Raw genomic sequence first — 22400 nt, forward strand, 5'->3', positions numbered from 1 at the left:
CTTCTGCGGTCCGGGCCCTTCCGTATGAGCCGGATCAGCTTGCGGCCTTCTTGGCCCCGGAGAACGCGGCGAACGCGGCGATCGCGATGAAGACGAAGGTGAGCGGGTCGGCGTCGGCCTTCCACGCCTCGTTCAGGAGGCCGAAGTGGTCGAAGAACAGCTCGGAGACGGTGACCGGGAGTTCCTTCGCGGCGATCATCGCCTCGCCGAGCAGCTGGCCGAAGTAGACGGAGACCAGGGCGATCACGGCGCTGAGGACCGGCAGTACGGGGTTGCGGCCGCCGACCTTGCCGGCCGCGAGGCCGACGAGGAAGCCGACACCCACGGCCGCGTAACCGATCTCGTGCTTCGTGGCGCCGATGATCGCGCCGTAGACGGCCGCGGCCACGACGGCTGCGACGACGCCGGCGAGCAGGCCGAGTCCGACGTTGTTGCGCGCGGCCGCCGGGGCCGGTGCGAACGGTACGTCGCCGAACTGGCCGGGCTGGCCCGGCTGCTGACCGGCGAACGGATTGCCGGTCGCGACGCCGGGCTGCCCCGGCTGCTGGCCCGCGAACGGGTTGCCGCCGGGCTGGGCGTCGTACGGCTGCTGCGGCTGGTTCGGCGGTGGCACGGGCTGGCTCATGGTGGGACTCCCCCTGGGACGGATGCGCACGACTGTGCGAGAAGTGACGCCGCAGGCTAGCAGTCGCCTGTGACATCGCCCACCGAAATCCTTGGGGAACTGCGCTCACAACCGGTGTGCGGCTCCGGCCGGGGTGGCGCCGCGTGTGTCCAGAAGGAGTTGGGCCTTCACGGCGAGGCCTTGGAGGTCGTACGTACGGTGGTGTTGCAGCAGCAGCGTCAGGTCCGCGCTCGCCGCCGCCTCGTACAGCGAGTCCGCGCGTGGGACGGGCCGTTCGTGTACCCGCCAGTCCAGGACGTGCGGGTCGTGGTAGCCGATCTGTGCGCCCATGTCCATCAGCCGCGTCGCGATCTCCCGGGCGGGGGACGCCTCCTGGTCGGCGAGGTCCGGCTTGTAGGTGACACCGAGGAGCAGGACCCTGGCGCCGCGGACGGACTTGCCGTGTTCGTTCAGCAGGGTCGCGCAGCGCTGGATCACGTAACTGGGCATCCGGTCGTTGATCTCCTGGGCGAGCGAGACCATCCGCAGAGGGTGGCCGGGGGTGCGGCTGTTGTACGGGAAGTAGCCCGGGTCGACCGGGGCGCAGTGGCCTCCGACGCCGGGGCCCGGGCGGAACGGCTCGAAGCCGAACGGCTTGGTCTCGGCGCACCGGATGACGTCCCAGAGGTCGACACCGAGGTCGTGGCAGAGCACCGCCATCTCGTTCACCAGGGCGATGTTGACGTGCCGGAAGTTGGTCTCCAGAACCTTCGTCATCTCGGCCTCGCGCGGCCCGCGGGCGCGTACGACCTTGTCGGTCAGCCGGCTGTAGAACGCGGCGGCCGATTCGGTGCAGGCGGGGGTGAGGCCGCCGATGACCTTGGGGGTATTGGCGTAGACATGGGCGCGGTTGCCCGGGTCGAGACGGCTGGGGGAGCAGGCGAGGTGGAAGTCGCGTCCGGCGCGCAGCCCTGAGCCCTCTTCGAGGAGGGGGCGCACGAAACTTTCGGTGGTGCCGGGGGGCACGGCCGATTCCAGCAGGACCGTGGTGTGCGGGCGGAGTCCGGCGGCGAGGGCGCGGGTGGCGTCGCCGACGGCGGTGAGATCGATGGTGCGGTCGGCGCCGAGAGGAGTGGGCGCGCAGATCACGGCGGTACGGACCCGGCCCAGCTCGGCCGGGTCAGTGGTGGGCCGGAAGCCCCTCGAGAGCATCCGGCGGATCTCCGAGGCCGTGAGGGAGCCTTCGACGGGGGTGCGGCCGGCGGAGAGCTCGGCGAACGGGCGTGGGTCGGTGTCGTAGCCGACGGTGTGGATACCGGCGGCGACGGCGGCTTGGGCGAGGGGCAGGCCGAGGTGACCGAGTCCGATGACGGCGAGGTCGGCGGGCATAGAAGTGGCCGTCCTTCCCTAAGACCATGAGAGCAGAAAGCGCAACCGCTGAGGACAGCGCAATGTCAGACTAGGCGTAAATATGACCTATATGTCGCATTGTGGGGGTCCCGTCGCCCGGGTGTTGTCCACAGGCGGTGGCTGAAGTCGCGGACCGCGGACAGAATCGAGAGGTGGGTACGGGAGCCCGACCCCCCGGTCGGACCGCAGCCCCGTGCCGGACCCACCCCGATCTACCGGGAGGCAGCAGTGAGGACAGCGACACTGGGACCTGCGGAGCGTGCCGAGGCGCTCGCCGCAATGGCCGAGCGCGAACTGGACGTGCTGGTCGTGGGGGCGGGTGTGGTCGGCGCCGGAACGGCGCTGGATGCGGCGACGCGAGGGCTCTCGACCGGACTGGTCGAGGCGCGCGACTGGGCGTCCGGCACGTCGAGCAGATCGAGCAAGCTGATCCACGGCGGGCTGCGCTATCTGGAGATGCTGGACTTCGCACTCGTGCGGGAGGCGCTGAAGGAGCGCGGACTGCTGCTGGAGCGGCTGGCCCCGCATCTGGTGAAGCCGGTGCCGTTCCTCTATCCGTTGCAGCACAAGGGCTGGGAGCGGTTCTACGCCGGTTCGGGCGTCGCGCTGTACGACGCGATGTCGGTGTCGTCGGGGCACGGCCGCGGGCTGCCCGTGCACCGGCACCTCTCCCGCCGCCGGGCTCTGCAGGTCGCGCCCGCGCTGAGGAAGGACGCGCTGGTCGGGGCTTTGCAGTACTACGACGCCCAGATGGACGATGCCCGCTACGTGGCGGCGCTGGTGCGCACGGCCGCCGGATACGGCGCGCAGGTGGCGAACAGGGCCCGGGTGATCGGCTTCCTGCGCGAGGGCGAACGGGTGGTCGGCGCGCGGGTGGAGGACGTCGAGGCGGGCGGGGAGTACGAGGTCAGGGCCAAGCAGGTGGTCAATGCGACCGGGGTGTGGACGGACGACACCCAGTCGCTGATCGGTGAGCGCGGGCAGTTCCACGTCCGGGCGTCCAAGGGCATCCACCTGGTCGTTCCGAAGGACCGTATCCACTCCTCGACCGGGCTCATCCTGCGGACCGAGAAGTCCGTGCTGTTCGTGATCCCGTGGGGCCGCCACTGGATCATCGGGACGACGGACACGGACTGGGACCTGGACAAGGCGCACCCGGCCGCGTCCAGCGCCGATATCGACTACCTCCTCGAACACGTCAACTCGGTCCTGGCCACTCCGCTGACCAGGGATGACGTCGAGGGTGTCTACGCCGGGCTGCGGCCGCTGCTGGCCGGTGAGTCGGACGCGACCAGCAAGCTCTCGCGCGAGCACACGGTGGCGCACCCGGCCCCGGGGCTCGTCGTCGTCGCCGGAGGCAAGTACACGACGTACCGGGTGATGGCGAAGGACGCCGTGGACGAGGCGGTTCACGGCCTCGACCAGCGGGTGGCCGACTGTGTCACGGAGGACATCCCGCTGCTCGGTGCGGAGGGCTACCGGGCGCTGTGGAACGCACGGGCGAGGATCGCGGCTCGCACCGGGCTGCATGTCGCTCGGGTGGAGCATCTGCTGAACCGGTTCGGGTCCATGACCGAGGAGATCCTGGAGCTGATCGCCGCCGATCCTTCGCTGGGCGAGCCGCTGCCGGCGGCGGACGACTATCTGAAGGCCGAGATCGTCTACGCCGCCTCGCACGAGGGGGCCCGTCACCTCGACGACGTCCTGACGAGGCGGACCCGGATCTCCATCGAGACCTTCGACCGGGGCACTCGCTCCGCGCGGATATGCGCGGAGCTGATGGCTCCGGTGCTGGGCTGGGACAAGGGGCAGATCGAGCGGGAGGTCGAGCACTACGAGAAGCGGGTGCAGGCGGAGCGGGAGTCGCAGCGTCAGCCGGACGACCTGACAGCGGACGCGGCACGGCTCGGGGCGCCGGACATCGTGCCGATCTGATGGTCCGGTCGTCGGTCCGAGCCGATCGGCGGCCCTTCAGGAGATGCGGTGACGATTCTGCCCCGCGGGGCAGAACTCGGCTTCGAGGAGCGCCGGTTCGAGGGTCGCTTCGGTCAGTGTGTCCGTGTTGATGCGGAACGTCAGGGTGTGTCGGCCGTCCCGGGTGACTGCGGTGCGGACATAGCTGCCCGCGATGTGGCCGTTGTGGCCCCAGACGGTCGAACCGCACGAGAGTTTCTGCGGATAGATGCCCATGCCGTAGACCCCGTGTGTCGTGACGGTGTTCAGCAGGGTGCTCAGCTGGGCGGGCGGCAGCAGGCGGCCGCCCAGGAGGGCTGCGTAGAAGCGGTTCAGATCGGCGAGCGTGGAGATCAGCTCTCCGGCGGCGCCCGCGGTGCGAGGATCGAGGACGGTGACATCGCGGAGGGTGCCGTCGGCCGGGTCGCGGGAGTAGCCGCGCCCGTGCGGGGAGGGCAGGTCGGTGCGGGCGCCGGGGAGCGACGTGCCGGTGAGATGGAGGGGTTTGATGATGCGGTGTCTGATCTCGGCGGCGTAGCTGTGTCCGGTGACGCGTTGAACGACCATGCCGAGCAGGACGTAGTTGGTGTTGGAGTAGGAGTAACTGCCGGTGGTGTTCGTGGGGCGGTGTGCCACGGCTGCCCGGATCGCGGCGATGGCGGAGACGGGGTGCGCGTCCGGGGCCGCTGCGTAGTCGTAGAGGCCGCTGGTGTGGGTGAGCAGGGCGCGCAGGGTGATGCGGCGGCCGTCGTTGCGGTGGCCGCGAACCAGCCCGGGCAGTTGGCTGTCGACGGTGTCGGACAGCTGCAGCCTGTGCTCCCGGGCGAGTTGGAGGACGACCGTCGCGACGAACGTCTTGGTGATGCTGCCTGCCCGGAACCGGTCCGCCGAGCGGATGCCGGGACCCGTGGAACGGTAGGTGGCGCGGCGGGCGGAGGAGGCGTCCCGGCTGAGAAGTGCCGCGGCCGGGGCGCCGCCCTCGGCGACGAGCCGGGGGAGGTACGCGGCTGCGGGCGTGAGGTGTGGTTCGCTGGGCAGGCTCGCTGTTCCGAGGCCGAACAGCGTGAGCACCACCAGGGTGGCGCGCAGCGCCCTGAGTGTCGGCATGGCAGGGAGTCCCTTCCTCCGGCCACATCATGACGGACCCCGGACCCGGCACCATGACCGGTCCCGGGGTGAGGGACAATGAACGCTCTGCCAGGGCGGGTTGATCGCAGAGGGGACGCATGTCGGAGGCGGAGCAGGCACGGGAGCCCCAACGGGACACGGATGGACGTCTCCTTGCGGGTAGGTACCGGCTCGGGGAGGTGCTCGGCCGGGGCGGTATGGGCACGGTCTGGCGTGCCGTCGACGAGACGCTGGGCCGCACGGTCGCGGTCAAGGAGCTGCGGTTCCCGTCGGCCATCGACGAGGACGAGAAGCGTCGGCTCATCACGCGCACACTGCGCGAGGCGAAGGCGATCGCCAGGATCCGCAACAACGGTGCGGTGACGGTCTACGACGTGGTCGACGAGGACGACCGGCCGTGGATCGTGATGGAACTCATCGAGGGCAAGTCGCTCGCCGAGGCGGTGCGCGAGGACGGTGTGCTGACGCCGAAGCGCGCGGCCGAGGTCGGTCTCGCCATCCTCGACGTGCTGCGTTCGGCGCACCGCGAGGGCATTCTGCACCGCGATGTGAAGCCGTCCAACGTGCTGATCGCCGAGGACGGCCGGGTCGTGCTGACCGACTTCGGTATCGCCCAGGTCGAGGGCGACCCGTCCGTCACGTCGACGGGCATGCTCGTCGGTGCACCGTCGTACATCTCGCCGGAGCGCGCCCGCGGGCACAAGCCGGGACCGCCCGCGGACCTGTGGTCGCTCGGCGGACTGCTGTACGCGAGCGTCGAGGGCTCCCCGCCGTACGACAAGGGTTCGGCGATCGCCACCCTGACCGCGGTGATGACCGAGCCGCTCGACCCGCCGAAGAACGCGGGCCCGCTGGAGGAGGTCATCTACGGCCTGCTCGCCAGGGACCCGGAGCAGCGGCTCGACGACGCGGGTGCGCGGGCCCTGCTCAACGACGTGATCCACGCCGCCGACAAGCCGGCCCCCGTGGTGCCGCCGCCGGCCGACTCCACCCAGGTCATGGCGCTGCCCGGAAGCGTCGTCGCTCCCCGTGCCAAGGGGGCGTCGAAGCCCGGTGAGGCGGCGGAGGGCGCCCGGGACCGGCTGCGCGGTGCGCTGCGTTCCGTGCGGAACGCGAAGGCCGCGCCCGGAGCGGGCGCGGCTGTCGCCGCTCCTGTCTCCGCCGAGCCCTCTGCCGTTTCCACGACTCCGGCCCGGCCCGAGGTTCCGGCGGCCTCCGCCTCCGGGGGTGTACCGCCGCAGCGTCCGGGCGGCTCGTCCAGCAGTCCGGTCCGTGCGCCCCTCACGGACGTGGTGCCCCGTCGCACCCTGGCGATCATCGCTGCTGTCGTCGCGCTCGTCGTGCTCGGCACCGTCCTGGCGCTCTCGCTCGGCGGGGACGACACGGACAACCGGAGCAGCGGTTCCGGCAAGGGTGACACGGCGGCCTCGGCGGGGGCTTCCGCGAGTGCCGGCTCCGGCAAGGACCAGGGGCAGAACGCCGATCAGGGCGAGGGCAAGGACAACGGCAAGAGCAAGGACGACGACTCGGGCAAGGGGTCGGACGACTCCGAGCCCAAGGGATCGGACTCGGGCAAGGCGGGCGCGCTGCCCGACGGCTACAAGAAGGTCACCGACAAGCGGTTCCACTTCACGATGGCGATGCCCGAGAACTTCACGCCCTACAAGATCGCGGGCGCCAACTCCGGCCGGATCTACGCCGTGAACGGCGGCTACCCGCGCGTCCAGGTCGACTACAACAGCTCTCCCAAGGACGACGCCGCCGCGGCCTGGAACGCGGCCAAGGGCTATATCGCGGCCACCAGCAGCGGTTACCGGCACCTCGGGATCAAGACGGTCGAGTTCAACGGCTATCCGACCGTCGCCGACTGGCAGTTCGAGCGCAATGAGAACGGGCAGCGGAGCCGCGTGCTCAACCGGGGCTTCAAGGTCGACGCCACGCACGGCTACTCGATCATGGTGAGCTGCAAGGCGAGCGAGTGGAACGGCGAGGCGTGCCGGACCGTGCGTGAGACGGCGTTTGCCACGTTCCGGCCCAAGGACTGAGCGGCGGGTTGCCTCGACCCTGCCGCGCGGCCCGCACTTGCCACGTATCGTGAGAGGCCGAGGACCGTACGCAGCCATAACCGTAGGCGAATTGCACAGTATGTGACCGCAATTGACGGTTGTTGCGGTCTCCGTGACCGGGGGACAGCGCGCTCTGGGGAGGCGTCGTGGACGACTATGCGGGTCGGGTGCTTGCCGACCGCTACCGCCTGCCGCTGCCGCCTTCCGACGAGTACGAACCGGTCGAGACCCGGGCGTTCGACACGTACAGCGGACAGGAAGTCCGGGTGCGGCAGGTGCCGTTGCCGGAGGTCGTGGACGCCGAGGTGCTCGAGGGGGACGGGCCGCCGCCGGCGGTGCGTCGGTCCGGCGGGCGTACGGCGCACCGGTCCACGGACCCCGCGGTCCTGCGCGCGATCGAGGCCGCGCAGGCCGCGGCCCAGGTGCCCGACCATCCGAGGCTCGATCAGGTCTTCGACGTGTTCGCCGAGGACGGATCGCTCTGGATCGTGAGCGAACTGGTCGCGGCCCGTCCGCTGGCCGCGCTGCTCGCCGAGCGGCCGCTGAATCCGTACCGGGCCGCCGAGATCGGCTCCGATGTGCTGACGGCCGTGCGCGTGCTGCATGCGCACGGCTGGACCCACCGGAACATCACCGTCCGTACGGTGCTGATCTGCGACGACGGACGCGTCATGCTGACCGGCCTGGCGGCCGGGGCGGCGGAGGAGGCGTTGTGCGGGTATGTGCCGACGCCGCAGCCCGAGGACGGGTACGGGCGGCCCGCGCTCGAGTCGGGCCCGACCGGTCCGTACGTACCACCCGCCGAGCCCGCCGAACGAGCCGGACCGCCCGGCCCCGTCGAGCTGCCGTCCTCGCGCGGCCCGGCCAGTGAGCTGGAGGCCGTACGGTCGCTGCTGCACCCCGACGCGGCCGCCCCCGGCACGGACGGGTCCGCGCAGCTGCGGGCCGCGCGCGCCGGAGCCATCGCCGCCTACCGCGCGGGCGCCCGCGCCGCCGCACGCGTCAGCGAGGACCAGCGAAACGCCCGGACGGGCGAGCCGGAGGAAACGGACCGGACCGGCAGCCTCCCCGTTCAGCGCCACGGACCGCCCGACACCGGCCGCACGCAGGTCACGGACAGGTGGGGCCCCACCGCGACGGACCCGTACGACGACGAGGGCGACGAGGACGACGAGGACGACCCCCCGTACGGCAGCGACGGTCGTGACGGCGGTGAGGGGGGCCACCGTGGCGAGGGGCCGCCCGACCGGCGGATGAACCTGATCGGCTCATGGGGCGACGGCGCCGACTTCGGACGCCCTGTCCCCGCGGGCGGCTCCGGCGAGGACGCCCTGCGCGCCGACGCCCGTCGCGACGGCAACCCCGCATCTCAGCAGCAGGAGCACCATCAGCAGTCCGCCTCCGGCCGCTGGGACGACATCGTCGCGGGTGGCCGGGGAGCCCCCGCCTACCGCGGCCCCGCCACCACCCTCGCTGCCGAGCGCGCCCGGCAGGCGCGCATCGCCGTCGTCGGCGCCGTCACCGAGCGCTGGGCACCCGAGCAGGCCGGACCGGTGCACGAGAACTGGCAGCTGGCACCGCCCATCGGTCCCGCCACCGACCTCTGGGCGCTCGGCGCCCTGCTCTACCGCGCCGTTCAGGGCCACGCACCGTACCCCGAGGAGAGCGCGGCCGAGCTCGTCCAGATGGTCTGCGGCGAGCCGCCCGCCTTCGCCGAGGAGTGCGGCCCGCTGCGCCCGGTCGTGGAGTCGCTGCTGCGCCAGGACCCCACCGAACGCCCGGACTTCGAGGAGCTGCGCGGCTGGCTGCGCTCCCTCGTCCGGTCGGCGCCCGAGCCCGAGGCCGGTCTCGATGTCGTGCCGCTGCCGTCCGTCGACGGCACCCGGCTGCCCGTCGTGCGCCGCCGGGGCGAGCTGGTCCGCAGGCGCCGCGGCCGCATGGGCAGCGCCTCCGCGCACGGCCGCCACCGCCAGACGAGGGAGCGGCCCGAGCGGTACGAGAGGCCACGGCCGTCCCGCGAGCCCAAGGGCCCCAAGGCGCTGCGCACTCCGCCCCGCCCCCGGCAGGGCGAGGGGCGTGCGCCGCGACGGCTCGGACGGTTGCTGCTCGTGCTGATCCTGCTGGGCATGGCCGCCGCCATCGCGTACGCCGTGATGTTCATGCCCAAGGCGGACGGCGGTGCCGGGCCGGGCGCCCCCTCCGGCTCCAAGGGTTCGGCCCCGGCGTCCGCGGACACCGGCTCCCCCGACTCCTCCGACGGGAAGCCCCCGGCACGGTCCGAGCCGCCGTCACCGTCCGGGTCGCCGGGTGCGGAGCAGCCGCAGACCAGCCGCTCGGCCGTCGCGCTCGCACCCGGTTACACCCTGCGCAAGGACGCCGAGGGCTTCGAGGTCGGCGTGCTCAAGGGCTGGCAGCGCAGCGCCGGTGGCGCCGACCGGCAGGTCAGGTACGGCAGCGACGGGTTCAGCCTGCTGGTCGTGCCGGGCCGCGACACCGTGAAGGCGAACGGCAGTGACCCCCTCGTCTACCAGAGCGAGAAGGAAAGGGAGTTGCAGCCCTTCCGGGACTCCAGCTGGTCGTCGGCGACCGGGTTGCGCCGTATCGACGTCGGCCGACAGGCCATGGCGGAAGGCCAGTTCACCTGGCAGGACGGGACCGGGCGCGAGGTGTACGTCCGCAACCTCGCGATGATCGTCGACGGCCGCTACCACGTCATTCAGGTCATCGGCCCGGAGAACGAGCGGGACAAGGTGACCGCCGTCTATGAACAGGCCATCGCCTCGTACCGCGTGAACTCCTGAGCAACCGCCAGGAGAAGGGCGCCCGCGCGACAAGCATCACAGTGCGGTTTCGTGGGCGGTGCGAGGTTCCGTGGCCGTACTCCCCCTCCGTAACCTGACATCCGAAGGAAACGGGGGCGGGGAATCGTGGAGCAATCACAAGGTACGGACGCGGGGCTGGTACTGGCCGGAAGATACCGGCTCGGTGAGGTTCTGGGGCGCGGCGGCATGGGCAAGGTGTGGCGCGCCCATGACGAAGTGCTGCATCGCACGGTCGCCGTCAAGGAGTTGACCGCCGGGCTGTACGTCGCCGAGGCCGACCGGGTCGTGCTCCATGCCCGGACCCAGAAGGAGGCCCGTGCCGCGGCCCGCATCACCCATCCCGGCGTGGTCACCGTCCATGACGTGGTCGAGTACGACAGCAGGCCCTGGATCGTCATGCAGTACGTCGACGGGCCGTCACTCGCCGACGCGGCCAAGGAAAGTGGCGAGATCGCGCCGCGCGAGGCGGCCAGGATCGGCCTCCATGTCCTGAGCGCACTGCGCGCCGCGCACAGCGCCGGTGTGCTGCACCGGGACGTGAAGCCCGGCAACGTACTCCTCGCCCGTGACGGGCAGGTGCTGCTCACCGACTTCGGTATCGCCGCCATAGAGGGCGACTCGACCATCACCAGGACCGGTGAACTCGTCGGGTCCATCGACTATCTGGCGCCCGAGCGGGTACGCGGCGGCGATCCCGGTCCCGCCTCCGACCTCTGGTCGCTCGGCGCCACGCTCTACTCCGCGGTCGAGGGACGCTCGCCGTTCCGCCGTACGTCCCCGATCTCCACCATGCAGGCCGTCGTCAGCGAGGAACCGCCGCCGCCCGCCCGGGCCGGCGCGCTCGGCCCGGTGATCGTCGCGCTGCTCCGCAAGGACCCGACGGACCGGCCCTCGGCGGCCGAGACGGAACGGATGCTGCTGGACGCGATGGAGGGGCGGGAGCCCCGGGCGGCGCAGGCGTTCGTACCGACGCAGCGAGTGCCCGAGGAAGCCCTGCGGGCGACGGACCCGGGTGGGACGGGGCCCGCAGGTACCGGGACGGAGGCACTCGGCCCCGTACCGCAGTTCACGGCCGCCCCGGTGACCCGCCGCAGCCGCGGCCGGTGGCGTACGACGGTCGTGGTCATCGCGCTCGCCGCGCTGGTCGGTGGCGGCGCCGGGCTGGCCGCGATGAAGTTCGGCGGGAGCTCCGGGACGGGCGGCACGGGCGGCGGGGCGATCCGTGCGACGAACACTCCGCCGCGCACCTCGTCCCAGGATCCGGGGCCCGGCCACTCCGCCAAGGCAGTGCCCGACGGCTGGCACCCGGTGACCGACCCCGAAGGGTTCGGTCTGGTCGTCCCCGACGGCTGGGAACGCCGGGTGGACGGCCAGAACGTCGACTACACCCCGGACGAGGGCGAGCACTACATCCGGATCAGCGTCGACCCGGAGCCCGACTTCGACAACCCGTACATGCACATGGTGGACCTGGAGAAGACGCTCACCGAGCGGCTGCCCGCCTATGAGCGCAAGACACTCCACTCCAACGTCTACCGCGATCGTCCCGGCTCCCTCTGGGAGTTCACCTGGACCGAGTCCAAGGACCACCCCGGCCCGCGCCACGCGATCGACCAGATGTACTTCGCGGAGGACGGCGGCCCGGAGTACGCGTTGTACATGTCGGGTCCGGCGGAGGACTGGGACACGACGCGGGACCAGTTCGACACGATGCTGCGGGGCTGGCGCGCCCCGGGTGACGCAGGCTGACGGTGCCTGGGCGTGCGGCATGACGAGCGCACGGAAAACCAGGGGGAGCAGGCGGCGCGGTGGCCGGGAGCCGCCCCAGGATCGTGCGCAGGCTCGGGCACACGAGGATCCGTCGGCCGGGGCCACCGGGTCGCGGGCCGGGATTGATGCGGATCGCCGACGCGTTCGACGCGGCACCGGACTCTTCCACCGCGGCCCGCCGAGGACTACGTTCCGCTGCCGCAGTTGTTCGGCCAACGGCCGGCCGGCCCGTCCGGCTCGGCAGATAGGCCCTGATCAGCAAATATGCAGCCAGTGATCGCTGGCTCGATTTGTAGGGACTGTGAAAACCTGTTACCGGCGGGTACCCAAAGTGTCCGGCTGGACATACTCTCGCCCCATGACGGACTCGCAGGCCTCTGTGGCCCACCTTGGTTCGAACCCTGTGGCCGCCGCTCCCGCAGGCGCGCGCACAGCCGCCGATGTGGTGACGCCCGAGGTGGTCGCCCAGTTGACCCGTGGCGTCGTCGGCTCCGGCCGCACCGCGAACCACACCCCCTTCACCGGGGAGAAGCTCGCCGACCTGCCGGAGTCCACCCCCGAGGACGTCGCTGAAGCCTTCGCGCGGGCCCGCGCCGCCCAGCCCGCCTGGGCCGCCACCCCCGTCCGGGCCAGGGCCGCCGTCCTGCTCCGCTTCCACGACCTCGTACTCCAGCGCCAGGCCGAGGTCCTCGACCTCATCCAGCTGGAGACCGGCAAGGCCCGCCTGCACGCCCACGAGGAGATCCAGGCGGTCGCCGTCGCCGCCCGGCACTACGGGCGCAAGGCGTCCTCGTATCTGAAGCCGAAGCGGCACACCGGTGTCGTACCGACGCTGACCAAGGTCACCGAACTGCGCCAGCCGCGCGGCGTCGTCGGCCAGATCGCGCCGTGGAACTACCCCTTCGAGCTGTCCGTCGGCGACGCGCTGCCCGCGTTCGTCTCCGGCAACGCCCTCGTGATGAAGCCCGACACGGAGACCGCGCTGACCGCGCTCTGGGCCCGTGACCTGCTGATCGAGGCCGGGCTGCCCGCCGAGGTGTTCCAGGTCGTCCTCGGTGACGGACCGGTCGTCGGCCCCGAGGTCGTCAAGCACGCCGACTACGTCTCGTTCACCGGCTCCACCCGTACCGGCCGTGAGGTCGCCCAGGGAGCCGCCGCCCGCCTGGTCGGCGTCTCGCTGGAGCTCGGCGGCAAGAACGCCATGCTCGTCCTGAAGGACGCCGACGTGGAGAAGGCCGCCGCGGGCGCCGTCCGCGCCTGCTTCTCCTCCGCCGGACAGCTCTGCATCTCCATCGAGCGGCTGTACGTCCACGAGTCGGTCGCCGACGATTTCGTGGCGCGGTTCGCGGCCCGTACCAAGGCCATGCGGCTCGGCAGCTCCCTCGCGTACGGCGCCGACATGGGTTCGCTCGTCGGTGAACGCCAGCTGGAGACCGTCACGCAGCATGTCGCGGAGGCCGTCGAGAAGGGCGCCACACTCGTCGCGGGCGGCGTCGCCCGCCCCGACATCGGCCCGCTGTTCTACGAGCCGACCATCCTCGACGGCGTCGAGGCACCGATGGCCGTCTGCACCCAGGAGACCTTCGGCCCGGTCGTCTCCATCTACCGCTTCTCCGACGAGGACGAGGTCATCGCCCTCGCCAACGCCACCCCGTACGGCCTGAACTCCAGCGTCTGGACCAAGGACTCCCGGCGCGGCCACCAGGTCGCCGCCCGGCTGCGGACCGGCACGGTCAACATCAACGAGGGGTACGCCCCCGCGTACGGCAGCGTGCAGTCCCCGATGGGCGGCATGAAGGACTCCGGTCTCGGCCGGCGGCACGGCTCCGAGGGCATCCTCAAGTACACGGAGGCCCAGACCGTCGCCCAGCAGAGGCTGATCCCGCTCGCCCCGTCCTTCGGGATGGACGACGAGAAGTACGCGGCGTTCATGAGCCGCAGCCTGAAGGCGATGAAGGCGTTCCGCCTGCGCTGACCGCGTCGCACCGCAGCACGTTCTGTCCTTTTCGCACCGAGGAGAGCCATGTCCCAGGACAGCCCTGCCCAGAATCAGGCCGGACCGGCCGATGAGACCGACGACGCGGCGTACGACTACGACGTCCTCGTCGTCGGCTCGGGCTTCGGCGGTGCGGTGTCCGCCCTGCGGCTGAGCGAGAAGGGGTACCGGGTCGGGGTCCTGGAGGCGGGCCGCCGCTTCACCCCCGGCACCCTCCCCAAGAACTCCTGGGACATCAAGAACTACCTGTGGGCCCCCGCCCTCGGGCTCTTCGGCATCCAGCGCGTGCATCTGCTCGGCAAGGTGATGGTGCTCGCCGGGGCGGGCGTCGGTGGTGGCTCCCTCAACTACGCCAACACGCTGTACGTCCCGCCGGCGCCGTTCTTCGAGGACCGCCAGTGGGCTTCCATCACCGATTGGCAGGACGAGCTGGCGCCGTACTACGACCAGGCCAAGCGGATGCTCGGGGTGCGGCTCAACCCCACGATGACCCCGTCCGACGTCCATCTGAAGGCGGCCGCGCAGGCCATGGGCGTCGGCGACACCTTTCATCTCGCCCCGGTCGGTGTCTTCTTCGGCGACGGCAAGGACGCCGACGGCGCGGCGAGAGCGAAGCCCGGCGGAACGGTCGCCGACCCGTACTTCGGCGGCGCGGGCCCCGCCCGCAAGGCCTGCACCGAGTGCGGCGAATGCATGACGGGCTGCCGCCACGGTGCGAAGAACACCCTCAACGAGAACTACCTCCACCTCGCCGAGAAGGCCGGAGCGGTCATCCACCCGATGACCTCCGTCGTCGCGATCACGGACGCCCCGGAGGGCGGGTACCACGTCACGACCGTCCCGACGGACCGCCGGAAGAAGGGCAGGCCGACACTGCTGCGCGCCCGCCAGGTGGTCGTCGCGGCGGGCACGTACGGCACCCAGACCCTGCTCCACACCATGAAGGACACGGGGTTGCTGCCCCGGCTCTCCGCCAGGCTCGGCGAGCTGACCCGTACCAACTCCGAGGCGCTCGTCGGTTCCCAGACCAGCGACCGCCGCTACCGAAAGAAGCACGGCACCGCGAAGGCCGACTTCACCCAGGGCGTCGCCATCACGTCCTCGATCCACCCCGACGAGAACACCCACATCGAGCCGGTCCGCTACGGCAAGGGTTCCAACGCCATGGGCTCCCTGTCGATCCTCCAGGTCCCGTACGGCAGCCGCCGGGTGCTGGGCTGGCTCGGCAACATGGTCAAGCACCCGACCCTCGCCGTCCGGTCGCTCTCCAACCGTCGCTGGTCCGAGCGGACCATCATCGGTCTCGTCATGCAGTCGCTGGACAACTCCCTGACGACATACCGCAAGCCCAGCGGTATCGGAAAGGGCCTGCTCACCGCCCGGCAGGGGCACGGGGCGCCCAACCCCACCCAGATCGAGGAGGCGACGCGCAGCGCCTCGTTGCTCGCCGACGAGATCAACGGCTTCGCCGGATCGAACGTCGGCGAACTGATGGGCACCCCGCTCACCGCGCACTTCCTCGGCGGCTGCCCGATCGGTGCGAGCGCGGAGGACGGGGTCATCGACCCGTACCACCGGCTGTACGGGCACCCGGGCATCTCGGTCGTGGACGGCTCGGCGGTCTCCGCGAACCTCGGCGTCAACCCGTCGCTGACCATCACCGCGCAGGCGGAGCGGGCCATGTCGTTCTGGCCCAACAAGGGCGAGGCGGACTCGCGTCCGGCGCAGGGCGAGGCGTACGAGCGGCTGGCCGCGGTCGAGCCGAAGGCACCGGCGGTGCCGAAGGAGGCGTTCGGCGCGCTGAAGCTGCCGTTCCTGGGCCTGCCGACGGTCCCGCCGAAGAAGAAGCGCTAGGTGTATGTCGGAAGTCCCGCCGTCCGCCCGAAGGGTGGGCCCGGCGGCGTCCGGTGCGTGCGATCGCACGGTGGAGGGTCGTCCTCGTACCGGACGTACTCGGGCGGGCCCGACAACGCGGCGAGCGTGCGTGCCGGGCGTCGCGGGGCAGGCGGGACTTCCGACAGCCCCAGGGCCTCTCTGTCGGACCGGGCCCGATCAGGACAGCGGAAAGGGGCTGCACCCCCCTCCGAGTGCAGCCCCTCACGCCTACCGGTGACGTCGCCCGTTACGCGGCGGTGTCACCGTTCCTGCGGCGTCGCACGACGAACATCGCACCGGCGCCGAGCACTACGGCCGCGCCGCCCGCGAGGGCGAACATCGGCACTGCGGAGGACGAACCGGTCTCGGCGAGCGTGCCGGAGACCTGGCCCGTGGTGTTGGAGGACGGCTTCTCGGCCGGGACCGGAGCGGTGCCGCCGGTCTGCGGCGTCGAACCGCTGCCGCCGGACTTCACGATCTGGAACTTGTACGCGACGTCGCTGACGCCCATGCAGTCCTCGTCGCCGATGTACAGACCGGCGCCGAGGGTGAAGCCGGCGCCGACCGGGGCGGTCGACTTCACATTGATGCGGAGCGGGATGTCGACCTCGTAGCCGGCCTGGATCTCGTCGGACTGACCGACGTAACCGACCGCGCGGCCGCCCTCGCTGAGGTCCTCCCACGTGTGGGTGTCCGGGTCGAGGGCCTGGAGGCTGACCTGCTTCGACTTGAAGAGGTTGTCGCCGTCCTTGTCGGAGGAGGCGCCCGCGAAGTAGTCGATCTCGCGCACGGTGGTCTTCGACGAGTTGTAGACGTTCATCTTGAACTTGTGCCAGCCGCTGCCACGGGCGATCTTGCCGGGCAGTCCGTTGATCGAGATGTCCAGGTCGGACTTCTCGCACTCGGTCGGCTCCTGCGGGTCCTCGGACTCGGACGGCGTGCCGGAGGGCGTGTTGGAGGGCGTGCCGGACGGGGTGGCTCCGACGTTCGCGGAGGGCGTGCCGGACGTCTCGGCGGCGGGCTCGTCCGTCTCCTTCACGGGCTTGTCTGTCTCCTCGGCGGGCGAGGAGGTGTTCTCGGCGGGAGCCGTGGTGGTGACCTCGTCGGACGGCGTACTGCCGGGCGTGGTCTCGGTGTTCCCGGTCGGCTCCGGGGTCGTCGACTCGACGGTGGTGACGGTGTCGTCGGCGAACGCGACCGGGGCGGCCAGGATGGCTGCGGGTGCTATGACTGCGGTGGCGGCGGCCACCGCCATGGCGCGGCGAAGCTTCATGAAGACCTCAGAAGTCCGGGTGTACCGCTGTGGCCGCGGCACGAGGGGCTGGACGGACCTTCCGCGGTGGGGTCACGGGTGGGGCCGTTGTTCTGCATGCATGACCAGCCACCCGCCGTAATGGTTGTCCAGGTGTTCACAGAATCTTTATGTGACGCGTGTCACACATGTTCTGCCGTGCCTCCGTGGCCTGCGGAAATCTGTCGCCGCTCCATGGCCGAGGGCCCCGCGGTCCGGTGTGAACCGGTCCACGGGGCCCTCGGTGATCAGCACCGACGTCAGGGCCGCGCCGGTGCCGAGAGGCGGCGCCGGGGGGTGGCGCCGCGGGAAGGTGGTGCGTCGGGCCGGCGCCCCCGGCGCGCGGGGGCGCGTACGAGGTGTCGACCCACGTCGTGAGTGGTGCGACATGGGGGACTTGCCCCTTGCGTCGTGCGGGATCGGCTGCGTCCCGCGCAACCGTTTCGACCGGATACGGTCGGCTCCGGGCGTCCCCGGAGCCGACCGCTCTTGGGGTGACCGGGCTGCTGTCCCCTGCCGACCGGTCACGCACGCTGGGGCGCGGTCCCACGGCGTACCTGCAGTACGCCACACGCTCCAGCGGAGCCACGCGTGGTTTCTTCCTGAGCCGCCCCTGGCTGGCACGGACACCGGGACCAACGAAGCCACCGAGGTCCCGGTCACGCGCCGTACGGGTGAGAGTCGGTCCGAACGCAGATACGCCTCCGGAGTCACCGGATCCCCCGTCGGCCGCCGCGCGCCCGGCCTGCGGGTGGGTTGCGCGCGGCCGTCCTGCGGAAGTCACACGCGGCCGCGGCACAGCTCCAGCAGCGTCATGGCGAGTGAGGTGCCGGGCTTGCCGAGCGCCTTCCGGTACTGGCCGAGGATCTCCATCTCGCGGGAGAGGTTGACCCGGCGGCCGCCGGAGGTGATCCGCGCCTCCTGGATGACTGCCGAGACGGCCATCCGTTCCTGGACGAGCCCGATGATCCGGTCGTCGAGGGCGTCGATGCGCTCGCGGGCGTCACCGATCAGCTCGGCGGCCTCATCGGTGTTCGCACCGGTCCTCTCGATGAGGGTCTTCGCGGCGGCGGTGCTGTTGCTCATGGTGTGACTCCTGGGGGATGTGGTCCCCGGAGCGGTCGGGCCCCGAACGCAGAACGCCCCGGGCCTGTCGGCCCGGGGCGCCTGGAACGTTGCTTGTCAGTTGCTCAAGCAGCACGACCATGGCAGCCGGCGGGCCGGATGCCATAGGTAAAGACGAAGGTCGTGTGCTGACGCATGGGCCCAGTATGGACCCGCGCCGGGCGGTGGGCCAACGCGGGGCCGGATGCTGAGACGCCGCCGTCGGGGCGGTCGCGGGCCCCGTCCCGGCCGACGCCCGGAGGGTCTCCGCCCGCACCCGGGAAGACGCAGAAAGAGGTACTCCTCGCAACCCCGGTAGAATCGGAAACCGACCCCCCCTCTCACCGCCGGAAGGCCGCCCCCGTGCCAGCAGCACCCCCCGCCGCCCCCGACACCACGCCCGACGTGGTCCTTGTTGTCGACTTCGGCGCGCAGTACGCCCAGCTCATCGCCCGACGCGTCCGTGAGGCCCGGGTCTACAGCGAGATCGTCCCGTCCACGATGCCGGTGGCCGAGATGCTGGCCAAGAACCCCCGGGCGATCATCCTGTCCGGCGGCCCCTCCTCGGTGTACGCGGAGGGTGCGCCCAGCCTCGACCGTTCGCTGTTCGAGGCCGGGGTCCCGGTCTTCGGCATGTGCTACGGCTTCCAGCTGATGGCCACCACCCTCGGCGGCACTGTCGACGACAACGGTGCCCGTGAGTACGGCCGCACGCCGCTGACGGTCTCCAAGACCGGCTCCACGCTCTTCGAGGGCACGCCCGCCGAGCAGTCCGTGTGGATGTCGCACGGCGACGCCTGCTCCGCCGCCCCCGAGGGCTTCACCGTCACCGCGTCCACGGACGTCGTACCGGTCGCCGCCTTCGAGAACGACGAGAAGAAGCTCTACGGCGTCCAGTACCACCCCGAGGTCCTGCACTCCACGCACGGCCAGCAGGTCCTGGAGCACTTCCTCTACCGCGGCGCGGGCATCGAGCCGACCTGGACCACGACCAATGTGGTCGAGGAGCAGATCGCGCTGATCCGCGAGCAGGTCGGCACCAAGCGCGCCATCTGCGGTCTCTCCGGCGGCGTGGACTCCGCGGTCGCCGCGGCCCTCGTCCAGAAGGCCATCGGCTCCCAGCTGACCTGCGTGTACGTGGACCACGGTCTGATGCGCAAGGGTGAGAGCGAGCAGGTCGAGAAGGACTTCGTGGCCTCCACCGGCGTCCAGCTGAAGGTCGTCGACGCGGAGGAGCGGTTCCTCAAGGCGCTGGCCGGGGTCTCCGACCCCGAGCAGAAGCGGAAGATCATCGGCCGCGAGTTCATCCGCGTCTTCGAGCAGGCCCAGGCCGAGCTCGTCGCCGAGGCGGGCGCGGCCGGCGAGGACGTCGCGTTCCTCGTGCAGGGCACGCTCTACCCGGACGTCGTCGAGTCCGGCGGCGGCACCGGCACCGCCAACATCAAGTCCCACCACAACGTGGGCGGCCTCCCCGAGGACATCGAGTTCCAGCTCGTCGAGCCGCTGCGCCAGCTGTTCAAGGACGAGGTCCGGATGGTCGGCCAGGAGCTCGGCCTGCCGGAGGAGATCGTCCAGCGCCAGCCGTTCCCCGGCCCGGGTCTCGGTATCCGGATCGTCGGCGAGGTCACCAAGGAGCGGCTCGACCTGCTGCGCGAGGCCGACGCCATCGCCCGCGAGGAGCTGACCGCGGCCGGACTCGACCGCGACATCTGGCAGTGCCCGGTGGTCCTCCTGGCCGACGTCCGCTCGGTCGGCGTCCAGGGCGACGGCCGTACCTACGGTCACCCGATCGTGCTGCGCCCCGTCTCCTCCGAGGACGCGATGACGGCCGACTGGTCGCGCCTGCCGTACGAGGTCCTGGCGAAGATCTCCACCCGCATCACCAACGAGGTCGCCGACGTCAACCGCGTCGTCCTCGACGTGACGAGCAAGCCGCCGGGCACCATCGAGTGGGAGTGATCCCACCGCAGGGCCAACGCCGATGCCGTCGCTCGTTCATCCGGGCGGCGGCATCGCCGTGTCCGGGGCCGCAGCTCCGGCGAATCGATACGTGATCGCTCTGGCCACCTGCGGTGACCGGCGGTAGCTTCCGTCCGAATGCCCTGGGAGCCCCGAGGAGTCGCCATGCCCGAGCCCACGCCGATCCCCGTCGAACAGCTGCAGTTCGCGATGCCGCCCGTCCACGAGTCGGCCGGTGAGGAACGCGCGTACCGCAAGGAGCGGCTGGCCGGGGCGTTGCGGCTGTTCGGCGAGTACGGGTACGAGGACGGGGTCTCCGGTCACCTCACCGCACGGGACCCGGAGTTCGCCGACTGCTTCTGGGTCAACCCGTTCGGCGCCCCCTTCGACGGGATGAGCCCGGAGGACCTGATCCTGGTCAACGGCGACGGGCAGGTCGTCGAGGGTCGCCACCACGTCAATCAGGCGGCGTTCGCCGTCCATGCCCAGGTGCACCGGGCGCGCCCGGACGTCGTCGCCGTCGCGCACACCCACTCCGTGCACGGCCGGGCACTGTCCACGCTCGGTGAGTTCATCGAGCCGATCACCCAGGAATCCTGCGCGTTCTACGAGGATCACGCGGTCTACCAGGCCTACACGGGGGTCGTGGTCGACGAGGACGAGGGGCGCCGGATCGCGGCCGCGCTCGGCACCCGGAAGGCGATCATCCTGCGCAACCACGGACTGCTGACCGTCGGTGACTCGGTGGACGCGGCCGCCTGGTGGTTCCTGACCATGGAGCGCTCCTGCCAGGTGCAGCTGACCGCGCGGGCGGCCGGGAAGCCGGTGCTGATCGAGCACCGGGACGCCGTCGCCACCCGCGAACAGCTCGGCAGCGACCTGGTGGCCTGGATCAATTACCAGCCCCTGTGGCAGCGGATTGCTCGAACGTTCTGACGATCTGCGCGTCCGGACCGCCCCGATGCGGTACCTGCCCGTCCCGTACGGCACAATTCGCGGCAATCGGTGGTCAGTTGGCAGTACTGGGGCGGGAAAGGGCGGCGTTCTCCGTGGCGTTGGACGAGGCACGACAAGGCGCGCACGGCGGTGGCTGTACGTGCGGCGACTGCCCGCACGGGGCCCGCGAGGGACACCGGCGCGCGGTGGCCGCCTTCCTGGCCAAACGGGACGGACTCGCCGCGGGCCAGGGGCTGCCGACCGGCGTCGCACAGTCCGCGTCCGCGACCCGTCAGTGGGTCTCCGACGAGCTGACCGAGTCGGCCCGCACGGTCGCCGAACGCAGCCGGGAGGCGGGCGACGTCTGGCTCCGCCGGGTCTGGCAGCGCACCCTGACCGTCGTCTGGGGGAGTGTCGCCGTGCTCGTCATCGGCGAGGCGGTCACCGCGATCGGCGCGGGCTGGTCGACCGCCCGCACCGCCGGTCTGTTCGCCGGGCTCGTCACCGCGGCACTGCTGACCGGCGCCGCCCGCTTCCACCGGGCCCGCGGCGGCGTCCTCGCCCCGCTGGTCGGCGAGGACAACCGGCTCTCCACCTCCCGGGCGGTCGCCGTCGCCTGGGTGCTGCTCACCGTCTTCTCCGTACTCGTCCTCGCGCTGCAGCTGGCAGGTGCCTCCAGCCACGCGGAGCGCGACGCGCTGATCGACGGTCTGGAACTGGCGCGTGGCGTCGGGGTGCTGACCGTGCTGGCGCTCGTGTGCGCCGTCGCCGTACTCGTACGCCGGGTGGTGACCGTTCGCGTCCTCGCGCAGCGCCTGCAGAAGCTGCGGGCGGACCGGCCGCGCGCCGCCGATCTGCTCACCGACGACTCCGGGCGCGGCAGTTTCACGGATGTGCAGTACGTGCTGGTGAGCGCCGTGGCCGTCCTCTTCGCCGCGGTCCGGCTGGCCCGCCGGCCCGAGCAGCTCCCCGATCTGCCATGGGGGCTGGCGCTGCTGGTGGCGGTCTCCGCGGCGACGTACTTCGCGGGGAAGTACGCGGAGGGCGGGCGCCCGGTCGTGCTGTCCGTCGTACGGGCCCGGGAGGCCGGCGACCTGGACGCGCCGATCCGCACCGGCGACGACATCGAGATCCGCGGCGCGGGCTTCGTGCCGCCCGGCGCCGGGGCCCCGGACCGGCTGGCCCGCATGGTGGTCCGGATCGGCCGGGTCCATGTCCATGTCCCGCTGATCCCGGTCACGGGAGGCTTCGCCAACCCGACCGACACCGTGCTGACCGTGCCGGTCCCGGTGGAGGTGGAACCCGGGCGGGTGGACGTCCAGGTCGTGACAGCCGCCGGGGTGGAGACGAACCGGGTCGAGATCGACGTCACGGACTGAGATCCGATCGACCGTCCTTCCTCCGGGCCGCCACTCGGGTCTGATCGGACCGGATCGAACCGCAGGGCAGGTGAGCAGCCCGCTGGCCGCGTACGTATGGTCTGGTG

At 71.4% G+C, this 22400-nt stretch carries 14 protein-coding genes; 9 read left to right on the plus strand and 5 right to left on the minus strand.

Annotated features, from left to right (window positions below):
- Positions 1-34: 34 nt before the first annotated feature.
- Both ACFU6I_RS24620 and ACFU6I_RS24625 read right to left on the minus strand, forming a co-directional pair.
- Entirely contained in the window at positions 35-625 is a 591-nt protein-coding gene (locus ACFU6I_RS24620; RefSeq protein ID WP_384370596.1) for a hypothetical protein, read from the minus strand.
- A gap of 105 nt (positions 626-730) precedes the next feature.
- The gene (locus tag ACFU6I_RS24625; RefSeq protein WP_384370598.1) at positions 731-1993 is read right to left on the minus strand and encodes a nucleotide sugar dehydrogenase; all 1263 of its coding nucleotides are present in this window, start codon (positions 1991-1993) and stop codon (positions 731-733) included.
- Between the two features lie 249 nt (positions 1994-2242).
- Here ACFU6I_RS24625 and ACFU6I_RS24630 point away from each other — a divergent pair, with 249 nt between their 5' ends.
- Positions 2243-3949: a glycerol-3-phosphate dehydrogenase/oxidase gene (locus tag ACFU6I_RS24630; protein ID WP_345515036.1), complete on the plus strand. Its 1707-nt coding sequence runs from the start codon at positions 2243-2245 to the stop codon at positions 3947-3949.
- Positions 3950-3985: 36 nt separating this feature from the next.
- Here the strand turns inward: ACFU6I_RS24630 and ACFU6I_RS24635 are convergent, their stop codons facing one another.
- The gene (locus ACFU6I_RS24635; RefSeq protein WP_384370601.1) at positions 3986-5074 is read right to left on the minus strand and encodes a serine hydrolase domain-containing protein; all 1089 of its coding nucleotides are present in this window, start codon (positions 5072-5074) and stop codon (positions 3986-3988) included.
- Between the two features lie 119 nt (positions 5075-5193).
- Between ACFU6I_RS24635 and ACFU6I_RS24640 the strand changes: the two genes are divergently transcribed.
- The 5 genes from ACFU6I_RS24640 to ACFU6I_RS24660 all read left to right on the plus strand — a co-directional run bounded on the left by ACFU6I_RS24640 (position 5194) and on the right by ACFU6I_RS24660 (position 15603).
- Positions 5194-7140 (plus strand): serine/threonine-protein kinase, encoded by a 1947-nt coding sequence (locus ACFU6I_RS24640; RefSeq protein ID WP_384370603.1) that lies wholly within the window; start codon positions 5194-5196, stop codon positions 7138-7140.
- 167 nt (positions 7141-7307) lie between these two features.
- On the plus strand, positions 7308-9962 hold the full coding sequence (locus ACFU6I_RS24645) for a protein kinase (protein ID WP_384370605.1): 2655 nt from the start codon (positions 7308-7310) through the stop codon (positions 9960-9962).
- 126 nt (positions 9963-10088) lie between these two features.
- Positions 10089-11732, plus strand: a complete 1644-nt coding sequence (locus ACFU6I_RS24650) for a serine/threonine-protein kinase (protein ID WP_384370607.1) — start codon at positions 10089-10091, stop codon at positions 11730-11732.
- Positions 11733-12111: 379 nt separating this feature from the next.
- Positions 12112-13728 carry a succinic semialdehyde dehydrogenase gene (locus ACFU6I_RS24655; protein WP_384370609.1) on the plus strand — a complete coding sequence of 539 codons (1617 nt, stop codon included), beginning with the start codon at positions 12112-12114 and terminating at the stop codon, positions 13726-13728.
- A 48-nt stretch (positions 13729-13776) separates the two neighbouring features.
- Positions 13777-15603 (plus strand): GMC oxidoreductase, encoded by a 1827-nt coding sequence (locus ACFU6I_RS24660; protein WP_384370611.1) that lies wholly within the window; start codon positions 13777-13779, stop codon positions 15601-15603.
- A gap of 268 nt (positions 15604-15871) precedes the next feature.
- Here the strand turns inward: ACFU6I_RS24660 and ACFU6I_RS24665 are convergent, their stop codons facing one another.
- Together ACFU6I_RS24665 and ACFU6I_RS24670 are read right to left on the minus strand one after the other, a co-directional pair.
- Positions 15872-16897 (minus strand): LAETG motif-containing sortase-dependent surface protein, encoded by a 1026-nt coding sequence (locus ACFU6I_RS24665; protein WP_384370613.1) that lies wholly within the window; start codon positions 16895-16897, stop codon positions 15872-15874.
- 798 nt (positions 16898-17695) lie between these two features.
- Positions 17696-18001: a chorismate mutase gene (locus ACFU6I_RS24670; RefSeq protein ID WP_345515047.1), complete on the minus strand. Its 306-nt coding sequence runs from the start codon at positions 17999-18001 to the stop codon at positions 17696-17698.
- A gap of 381 nt (positions 18002-18382) precedes the next feature.
- Between ACFU6I_RS24670 and guaA the strand changes: the two genes are divergently transcribed.
- The 3 genes from guaA to ACFU6I_RS24685 all read left to right on the plus strand — a co-directional run bounded on the left by guaA (position 18383) and on the right by ACFU6I_RS24685 (position 22293).
- Positions 18383-19978, plus strand: a complete 1596-nt coding sequence (gene guaA / locus ACFU6I_RS24675; protein WP_345515048.1) for a glutamine-hydrolyzing GMP synthase — start codon at positions 18383-18385, stop codon at positions 19976-19978.
- Between the two features lie 165 nt (positions 19979-20143).
- Positions 20144-20914 (plus strand): class II aldolase/adducin family protein, encoded by a 771-nt coding sequence (locus tag ACFU6I_RS24680; protein ID WP_384370615.1) that lies wholly within the window; start codon positions 20144-20146, stop codon positions 20912-20914.
- Positions 20915-21027: 113 nt separating this feature from the next.
- Positions 21028-22293 (plus strand): hypothetical protein, encoded by a 1266-nt coding sequence (locus ACFU6I_RS24685; protein ID WP_384370667.1) that lies wholly within the window; start codon positions 21028-21030, stop codon positions 22291-22293.
- The last annotated feature ends 107 nt before the right edge of the window (positions 22294-22400 follow it).

This window comes from Streptomyces sp. NPDC057486 (assembly GCF_042802415.1).
Classification (GTDB): Bacteria; Actinomycetota; Actinomycetes; order Streptomycetales; family Streptomycetaceae; genus Streptomyces; species Streptomyces yanii.

Excerpts from the sequence above, each read along its gene's own strand:
- ACFU6I_RS24620 (WP_384370596.1), bottom strand. The coding sequence starts at position 625 with ATGAGCCAGCCCGTGCCACCGCCGAACCAGCCGCAGCAGCCGTACGAC.
- ACFU6I_RS24625 (WP_384370598.1), bottom strand. The coding sequence starts at position 1,993 with ATGCCCGCCGACCTCGCCGTCATCGGACTCGGTCACCTCGGCCTGCCC.
- ACFU6I_RS24635 (WP_384370601.1), bottom strand. The coding sequence starts at position 5,074 with ATGCCGACACTCAGGGCGCTGCGCGCCACCCTGGTGGTGCTCACGCTG.
- ACFU6I_RS24640 (WP_384370603.1), top strand. The coding sequence starts at position 5,194 with ATGTCGGAGGCGGAGCAGGCACGGGAGCCCCAACGGGACACGGATGGA.
- ACFU6I_RS24655 (WP_384370609.1), top strand. The coding sequence starts at position 12,112 with ATGACGGACTCGCAGGCCTCTGTGGCCCACCTTGGTTCGAACCCTGTG.
- ACFU6I_RS24660 (WP_384370611.1), top strand. The coding sequence starts at position 13,777 with ATGTCCCAGGACAGCCCTGCCCAGAATCAGGCCGGACCGGCCGATGAG.
- ACFU6I_RS24665 (WP_384370613.1), bottom strand. The coding sequence starts at position 16,897 with ATGAAGCTTCGCCGCGCCATGGCGGTGGCCGCCGCCACCGCAGTCATA.
- ACFU6I_RS24670 (WP_345515047.1), bottom strand. The coding sequence starts at position 18,001 with ATGAGCAACAGCACCGCCGCCGCGAAGACCCTCATCGAGAGGACCGGT.
- ACFU6I_RS24680 (WP_384370615.1), top strand. The coding sequence starts at position 20,144 with ATGCCCGAGCCCACGCCGATCCCCGTCGAACAGCTGCAGTTCGCGATG.